Source organism: Bombilactobacillus bombi, from assembly GCF_013607485.1.
Lineage (GTDB): Bacteria > Bacillota > Bacilli > Lactobacillales > Lactobacillaceae > Bombilactobacillus > Bombilactobacillus bombi_A.
On record NZ_SCHP01000050.1, the window covers coordinates 1 to 6,823 of the forward strand.

A 6,823-nucleotide genomic window follows, 5' to 3' on the forward strand; every position below is an offset into this window, starting at 1 on the left:
GCAATAAAGATGCGGGGAATTTCCGGCATTAACTGCTGCATATTTTTTAAACTAGCCAAAGAAAATGAATGCACCATAACGCGATTTTGCATTTGGTACTTTTTAATGGCATTGACTAATAACAATTCCATATTCTGAGGATTGCCATGTTTAGTTTTTTTGGTTTCAATTAGAAATTTGACATTGGGGTCATCTTGATAATGAGAAAATAATTCTTCAATAGTATATAAGTTTTGACCATTGCTTTGTTTTAATTGAGTAAGCTGACTGGCAGGATGTTCGGAGACAATGATATTTTGTCCAGTAACGCGGAACAAATTACGGTCATGTGATATCACCAGTTGGCTGTCACTAGATTCATGAACATCTAATTCAACCCATTGAGCCCCTTCACCAATAGCCGTATCAATGCTTTGAAAACTTTCTTCTGGAGCCTTGATGGGATCGCCACGATGTCCCACAACAGCAAAGCCGCTATTCGCAATAAATAAAAATAATAGTAAAATAGTAATAGAAAACTTTTTTAACATGATTTACCTCATTGGAGTGAATAATATGAAAGAATATCAGTCCCTAGATTTAATTGAGCAAATTACTCGTAATGATGGCAGCAAATACTTTGAATTGGGTAATATTTTTCTCAATGGTCGGGCAGAGTTAGCAGCCGAACGGAATTTTATTAAAGAAGTTCGTATTTTAGAATTAAATATTCCGCGTTCGACAGCTGTTAAAACTTACGAAAAGTATATAAATGATCATTATGAATTTCCCGATGTAGATTTTGACCATTGGGAAGAATGGGAAAAGCCTGTGGGCAAAATTCAAGATGCTTTTCAAGAAATATTGCGCGCAAATCATATTAATTAAATCCTAGTTTCTGTCGTCAATTCTAACATGAAATTGCTGGATAAGCAGAAATTTATAGGAAGGGAGACTATAATTTGGAACGATTGCATATAATGCATACGAATGATTTGCATTCTCATTTTGAAAATTTCCCTCAGATTGAGCGTTTTGTAGCCCAACAGCGAAAAAAAGACCAGCAGATTCATCAACAAACTTTGTTATTTGATATCGGAGATGCCTCTGATCGCGTTCATCCTTTAACGGAGGCGACTATGGCTCAGGCCAATATCCAATGGATGAATAAAATGCATTATGATGCGGTAACTATCGGCAACAGTGAAGGTTTATACTATGATCATCAGATTCTGGAACAAATGTATCAAAAGGCCAATTTTCCTGTAATTCTTGATAATTTATATGAGACCGATGGTACAAAGCCTAAATTTGTTCAGAGTATTAAAGTTATTACGACAGCAGCGGGAACCAAAATCGGTATTTTAGGTTTAACGGCACCTTACTTATTAACTTATCCTTTATTAGGGTGGGATGTCCGCTTAGTACAAGATATCTTGCCTGCCTTAATTGCCCAGTGGCGCCCACAAGTTGATGTATTAATTTTGTTGTCCCATTTAGGAATCAATACTGACCGCTATCTCTGTCAAAAGTATCCGCAATTGGATATAATTATTGGTGGCCATAGTCATCATTTATTACCTAAGGGAGAACGTCATAATTCAACCTTGATTACCGCCGCTGAAAAATATGGTCATTATATTGGCAATATTTATCTAACTATTAAAAATCATCAATTACAAAAAATGAGAGCTAAAACGGTGGCAACAGCCACTTTACCAGTAAAAGCAACTGATGAAAATATAATTTTAGCTTATCAACAGCGAGGCGAGCAACTTTTACAATCACGCGCAATAGCAAAGCTACCTTATCGGCTTTCGGCTCAATTATCAGCTCCCCATCCTGCCTTAAAGTTAGCTTTAAAGGCTTTAGAACAGGCAACTGGCAGCCCTGTAGCTATGCTGAGTTCAGGATTATTTTTAACAGACTTGCCAGCAGGCATTATTACGGAAAATGACTTGCACCAGCAATTACCGCATGCAATTCATTTGATGAAAACCACTTTATCAGGGCAAGAATTTTGGCGTTTAATGATGGAAGTTCAAAAAAATCGGAATTTTTTGCAGATTTTCCCGCAAAAAGGGATGGGTTTTCGCGGAAAAATTTTTGGCCAAATTGTTTTAGATGGAGTGACAATTAATGAAGGTACCAGACAGGTTTTTTATCAAGGGCAAGAAGTTGTTCCCAATAAAAAATATAGTATTGCACTTTTAGATCATTATTTATTTATTCCTTTCTTTCCTACCTTACAGATAGTCGGAGATAATCAGTTATTGTATCCCGATTTTTTGCGGACAGTATTTGGAAAATACTTGGCGCACAAATTTCCCTTGAAAGCAGGTGCATCCCATGACCGAAACTAATATTGATAATGAAACCAAAAAAACATCTGCATTGAGCAAAAGTATTGCTCATGCAATTGCGGCTTCAAAAGATGAAACAGAAGTAGAATTAGCAGCCGATGTGGTGCAGATTAGTAGCAATAAAATTAAAATCAATCAAGATTTATATACGATTGCCGTCAATCATGGTGATGAATTGGATACACGACGTTTGGCAATGCGCTACAATACTGTTTTGCGCAAGTATGATTATATTGTAGGCGATTGGGGCTATGGTCAGTTGCGACTGCGAGGCTTTTATGATAATGAGCGTCCGCAAGCTAAACTTGACCAAAAAATTGCTACCCTTCAAGATTATCTTTTGGAATACTGTAACTTTGGCTGTGAGTATTTTGTGTTAGAAAGAGATCAAAAAGATCCACTAACACCGACCAAAGGTGCTATTATCAAGAAAAAAAGTAGTCGTACTAACCATCATAAAGCCAACTTAAAGTTTCGTCGGCGCCATCTTAATTCTTTAAACAAGAACACCACAGAAAAGAAAACGTTGAGTAAGGGCGCCGCTCCAATCGCTAAAACGCGTAAAAAAGCTACTTTTAAAATTCGCAACTTAAAATAATCGAGGTTTATTATGAAAAAATACCAAGGATACTTAATAGATTTAGATGGAACAATTTATCGGGGGCGGCAGCCAATACCTGCCGCTCATCGTTTTGTTGAGCGCTTACAAAGGGCACAGATACCATTTGTTTTTTTGACTAATAATACAACTAAAACACCACAGCAGGTGGTAGATAATTTAAAGCAAAATCATCAAATATCAGTATCACCAGAGCAAATCATAACACCTTCTTTGGCTACTGCTAATTATTTGCAAGAACAAGCAGCGGACTTATCTACAAAATCATGTTTTGTGATTGGTCAAGTTGGCTTACAAACAGCTATTTTTGCGACGGGTATTCGCTATGATGAGCAACATCCTGATTACGTGGTGGTAGGTTTGGATTTTGATGTTACTTACCACAAATTTGAATTAGCCACGTTAGCAATTAAGCAAGGAGCTCAATTTATCGGAACTAATGCAGATACTAATTTACCAAATGAACGTGGTCTGGTTCCGGGAGCTGGTTCATTAATTTCATTAGTAGAAACTGCTACGCAGCAAAAGGCTCTTTATATTGGGAAACCTGAGCGAACGATTGCCGATTATACCTTGAAAGTTAAAGGCTGGCAGCGCGATCAAGTCGCGATTGTCGGCGACAATTATAATACAGATATTAAATGTGGTTTCAATGCAGATATTGATACAATTTTAGTTTATACCGGAGTAAGTACGCCGCAGCAAGTAGCTTTGCAAAAACGACAGCCAAGTTATCAAATTCAAAGCTTGGATGAATGGAAAGTTGAATAATAATGATTTTAAATATCGCTTTTGTTTTGTGTGTGTTAATTTTAGCCCTTTGTACTTCTGTGATAGTGGCGATTGGCGTCAGTGGGCTTATTTTTTGGGGGGATGCCCATTATTTACAGCTTGATTTAGTAGTTAATTTAAGCCAGAAGCAAATTTGGCATAATTATCAGCAAATAATGGCATATTTAACAAGACCATGGCTGCCCCGGCTGCAATTGGCTAATTTTTCGTCATCAGCTGCCGGCTTAGAACATTTCCAAGAAGTACGGCAATTGTTTATCTTAACTGCTGTAATGTGGCTTCTTAGTTTATGTTTACTTTATTGGTGGCAAAAGCGTCAGGCATTGCCTGCATTACTGCAAATTAATCAAAAAAGTTTAGGAAAAATCAATCTTATTATTATAATTATTGCCCTTTTAGCAAGTATGAATTTTGACACGCTCTTTGTTATCTTTCATAAAATCTTGTTTCGCAATAATAACTGGTTGTTTGATCCCAACAAAGATCCAGTTATTAATATTTTACCTGATACGTTTTTTGCACACTGTTTTTTGGTGGCTTTTATAGTCTTTGAAGGCCTCTTATTACTTTTTTGGCTTTATGGCCGCCAAAAGCAAAAGCACATTGCAAATAATAATAAATAAAAAAGAAGACCTGGGCAGTTATTGTCTTGGTCTTCTTTTTTATTGGTACTTATTCAGCTGTTCGTTTTGACTTGAAAAAGCCAATTATTGCGGGTAATACAGAGATAAAAATTATTCCTAGAACTATTAAAGAAAAATGTTCCTGAACAAACGGTAAATTACCAAACAAATGTCCGCAAATCAAACACATACTGACCCAAATCAATGAACCAATAATGTTGTAGTGTAAAAACCGGCCATAAGAAAGGGCGCCACTACCAGCCACAAAAGGAACAAAGGTTCTAATGATAGGGATAAAGCGTCCTAGAGCAATAGCCTTACCACCGTGCTTATCAAAAAATTCCTGGGCTTGGGTCAAATACTCGGGCTTCACAAATTTATGGAACCAAGCTTTAGTCTGCAGCCATTGATTTAAATGCTTACTAATAAAGAAGTTGCTTGAATCACCGCCAACAGCAGCCGTTAAGAATAAAATAAAAAGTATCCAAAAGTTAAGGCGACTGTTTTGATTTGCAGCTAACGCCGCTGCAGCAAACAAAAGTGAATCGCCGGGTAAAAATGGTAAAATAACAGCTCCCGTTTCTACAAAAATAATTAAAAATAAAATCACGTAAGACCAATTACCAAACTGATTCACCAACTGTGCTAAATGGCGGTCCACATTCATAATAAAATCAATTAATTGCATATAGGCTCCTTTAAACATATTTTAGGGAATATTCTAACTGTTTTACCGCTAAATTAAAAATAAAATTTTTAATTAAACATCGAAGAACTGTGGCCAAAATTAGATTTTTGCGGGTATATGTCTGCAATAGCACTACTAACAGCAATAGGGCCTTCAGCAAAGCCTAAAGTGATTAGTTTTTGCTTTCCCGGGTAGGTAACCACATCACCAGCAGCATATACATGTTCTAAGTTCGTCTGCATTTTAGAATTTACCGGAATAAAAGGACCTTGTAACTCTAAGCCCCATTTCCTTAATAGGCGTGAGTCAGTAGTCATGCCGTAGTTTACGAGGATTTTATCCACAATAACCTGTGCAGTATCTTCAGTGCCAACAGTTTTAAAGCTTACACTCACTTTGTTGCTGTCAGGTAGTAACTGAAGGCCGGTAATAATATTAGGAGTTAGCAACTCTACCTTAGTATCCATTAATCTCTTGACGCTAGATTCTAAAGCGCGAAACTGATTACGACGATGTAATAAAGATGTGTGATGCGCAACTTTATCGATTTCTAAAGCCCAATCAACAGCCGTATCTCCGCCACCAGCCACTAAAACGTCACAATTTCGAAAATCCTCAAGATTTTTCACAAAATAATTAAGCTGTTTTCCTTCTAATTGAGGATCATAATCGAAAGCCAATTTACGGGGATTAAATGGGCCATTACCAACTGTGATAATGATTGCTTTTGCAAAAATATCTTCATGATTAGTTTTAATTTGATAGTAGTCATCTTGCTTAACAAAATTTTCCACAGTAGTCTCCAAGCAAGTCTCATATTTAAATGGAGGCTGATCAATTATCAAATTTTGAATGAGTTGCGAACCATTAACGCCAAATTGGCCGGCAACATCATAAATTTGTTTTTGTGCGTATAAGTTACTTGGCTGTCCTCCTAGTGTTGGCATACTCTCAATTAAAACTGGCTCTAAATCACGCATTGCGGCATAAAAAGCAGTAAAAATACCTACTGGTCCGCCACCAATTACAGCAATATCAAATGTTTTTTTTGTCACTAAAACTCACCTCATAATATATAATATACTTAATTAGCATACTATAGATTAGTTTAAAAATAGGAGGAAGTGTTTTATGAATTTAAAAATAGGGGATGTAGTTGCCGGTGAAGTATCCGGAATACGGACTTATGGAATCTTTGTACACATAGATGGTAGTAATTTACAAGGACTAATTCATATTTCAGAATGTCAAAACGGCTATGTCACGGATATCAATCAACTATATAAAATTGGTCAAAAAATCAAAGTAGTCATCTTAGATATAGATGAGTATAATGGCAAAATCAGCTTATCGACTCGTGCTTTACAACCAGCGATTTATGATGCTAATAACTATCATAAAAAAAGATATTGGACTAACTATAAAAATAAAATTGGATACCAGACAATTGCTGATATGAAGGACATTTGGATCCAAGATGTTCTGGAAAATATAAAATAATTTAATTTTTTTGAAAAAAGTACTTGCGTTTAGGAAGAAAACTTGGTAAGATATTTTCTGTTGTCACGGAGGAGAAGTTAAGAACAAACAAGCGACAAAAAAGTCAATAAAAAAGTTCTTGACAAGCTTCCGAGTAGCTGATATAATAAAACAGCTGCTACATGGCAGCGAGGTGAACTTTGAAAACTGAATAAAGTTTCTAAACGCAAAAGTGCAGGGTTCAAAAGAACCTGTCAATGAGAAACAATAAAGAAAAGAC

At 36.2% G+C, this 6,823-nt stretch carries 9 protein-coding genes; 6 read left to right on the forward strand and 3 right to left on the reverse strand.

Features of this window, described 5'->3' with window-relative positions; genetic code table 11:
• Positions 1-530, reverse strand: a 530-nt coding sequence (locus EQ827_RS07195) for a glycerophosphodiester phosphodiesterase (RefSeq protein ID WP_219912667.1), incomplete at its 3' end; no start/stop codon positions are given.
• A 25-nt stretch (positions 531-555) separates the two neighbouring features.
• On the opposite strand from EQ827_RS07195, the gene EQ827_RS07200 reads away from it, so the two are divergent.
• The 5 genes from EQ827_RS07200 to EQ827_RS07220 all read left to right on the forward strand — a co-directional run bounded on the left by EQ827_RS07200 (position 556) and on the right by EQ827_RS07220 (position 4,376).
• Positions 556-867 carry a hypothetical protein gene (locus EQ827_RS07200; RefSeq protein ID WP_181190324.1) on the forward strand — a complete coding sequence of 104 codons (312 nt, stop codon included), beginning with the start codon at positions 556-558 and terminating at the stop codon, positions 865-867.
• 74 nt (positions 868-941) lie between these two features.
• Positions 942-2,342: a bifunctional metallophosphatase/5'-nucleotidase gene (locus EQ827_RS07205; protein WP_181190325.1), complete on the forward strand. Its 1,401-nt coding sequence runs from the start codon at positions 942-944 to the stop codon at positions 2,340-2,342.
• Positions 2,329-2,940, forward strand: coding sequence for a YutD family protein (locus EQ827_RS07210; RefSeq protein WP_181190326.1), 612 nt, complete (start codon positions 2,329-2,331; stop codon positions 2,938-2,940). Before EQ827_RS07205 ends, EQ827_RS07210 begins: the two co-directional genes overlap by 14 nt.
• Positions 2,941-2,952: 12 nt before the next feature.
• The gene (locus EQ827_RS07215) at positions 2,953-3,732 is read left to right on the forward strand and encodes a TIGR01457 family HAD-type hydrolase (RefSeq protein WP_181190327.1); all 780 of its coding nucleotides are present in this window, start codon (positions 2,953-2,955) and stop codon (positions 3,730-3,732) included.
• 2 nt (positions 3,733-3,734) lie between these two features.
• Positions 3,735-4,376 (forward strand): TIGR01906 family membrane protein, encoded by a 642-nt coding sequence (locus tag EQ827_RS07220; protein WP_181190328.1) that lies wholly within the window; start codon positions 3,735-3,737, stop codon positions 4,374-4,376.
• A 49-nt stretch (positions 4,377-4,425) separates the two neighbouring features.
• On the opposite strand, the gene EQ827_RS07225 is transcribed toward EQ827_RS07220, so the two are convergent.
• Positions 4,426-5,064: a VTT domain-containing protein gene (locus tag EQ827_RS07225; protein ID WP_181190329.1), complete on the reverse strand. Its 639-nt coding sequence runs from the start codon at positions 5,062-5,064 to the stop codon at positions 4,426-4,428.
• Positions 5,065-5,132: 68 nt separating this feature from the next.
• On the reverse strand, positions 5,133-6,119 hold the full coding sequence (locus EQ827_RS07230) for an NAD(P)/FAD-dependent oxidoreductase (RefSeq protein ID WP_181190330.1): 987 nt from the start codon (positions 6,117-6,119) through the stop codon (positions 5,133-5,135).
• Positions 6,120-6,195: 76 nt separating this feature from the next.
• Between EQ827_RS07230 and EQ827_RS07235 the strand changes: the two genes are divergently transcribed.
• A complete protein-coding gene (locus tag EQ827_RS07235) occupies positions 6,196-6,564 on the forward strand; it encodes a CvfD/Ygs/GSP13 family RNA-binding post-transcriptional regulator (protein WP_181190331.1) in 369 nt (122 codons plus the stop codon).
• The last annotated feature ends 259 nt before the right edge of the window (positions 6,565-6,823 follow it).

What these genes read in the sequence shown, in the direction of transcription:
- EQ827_RS07210 (WP_181190326.1), top strand. Translation starts at nt 2,329, where the DNA reads ATGACCGAAACTAATATTGATAATGAAACCAAAAAAACATCTGCATTG.
- EQ827_RS07225 (WP_181190329.1), bottom strand. Translation starts at nt 5,064, where the DNA reads ATGCAATTAATTGATTTTATTATGAATGTGGACCGCCATTTAGCACAG.
- EQ827_RS07220 (WP_181190328.1), top strand. Translation starts at nt 3,735, where the DNA reads ATGATTTTAAATATCGCTTTTGTTTTGTGTGTGTTAATTTTAGCCCTT.
- EQ827_RS07235 (WP_181190331.1), top strand. Translation starts at nt 6,196, where the DNA reads ATGAATTTAAAAATAGGGGATGTAGTTGCCGGTGAAGTATCCGGAATA.
- EQ827_RS07200 (WP_181190324.1), top strand. Translation starts at nt 556, where the DNA reads ATGAAAGAATATCAGTCCCTAGATTTAATTGAGCAAATTACTCGTAAT.
- EQ827_RS07215 (WP_181190327.1), top strand. Translation starts at nt 2,953, where the DNA reads ATGAAAAAATACCAAGGATACTTAATAGATTTAGATGGAACAATTTAT.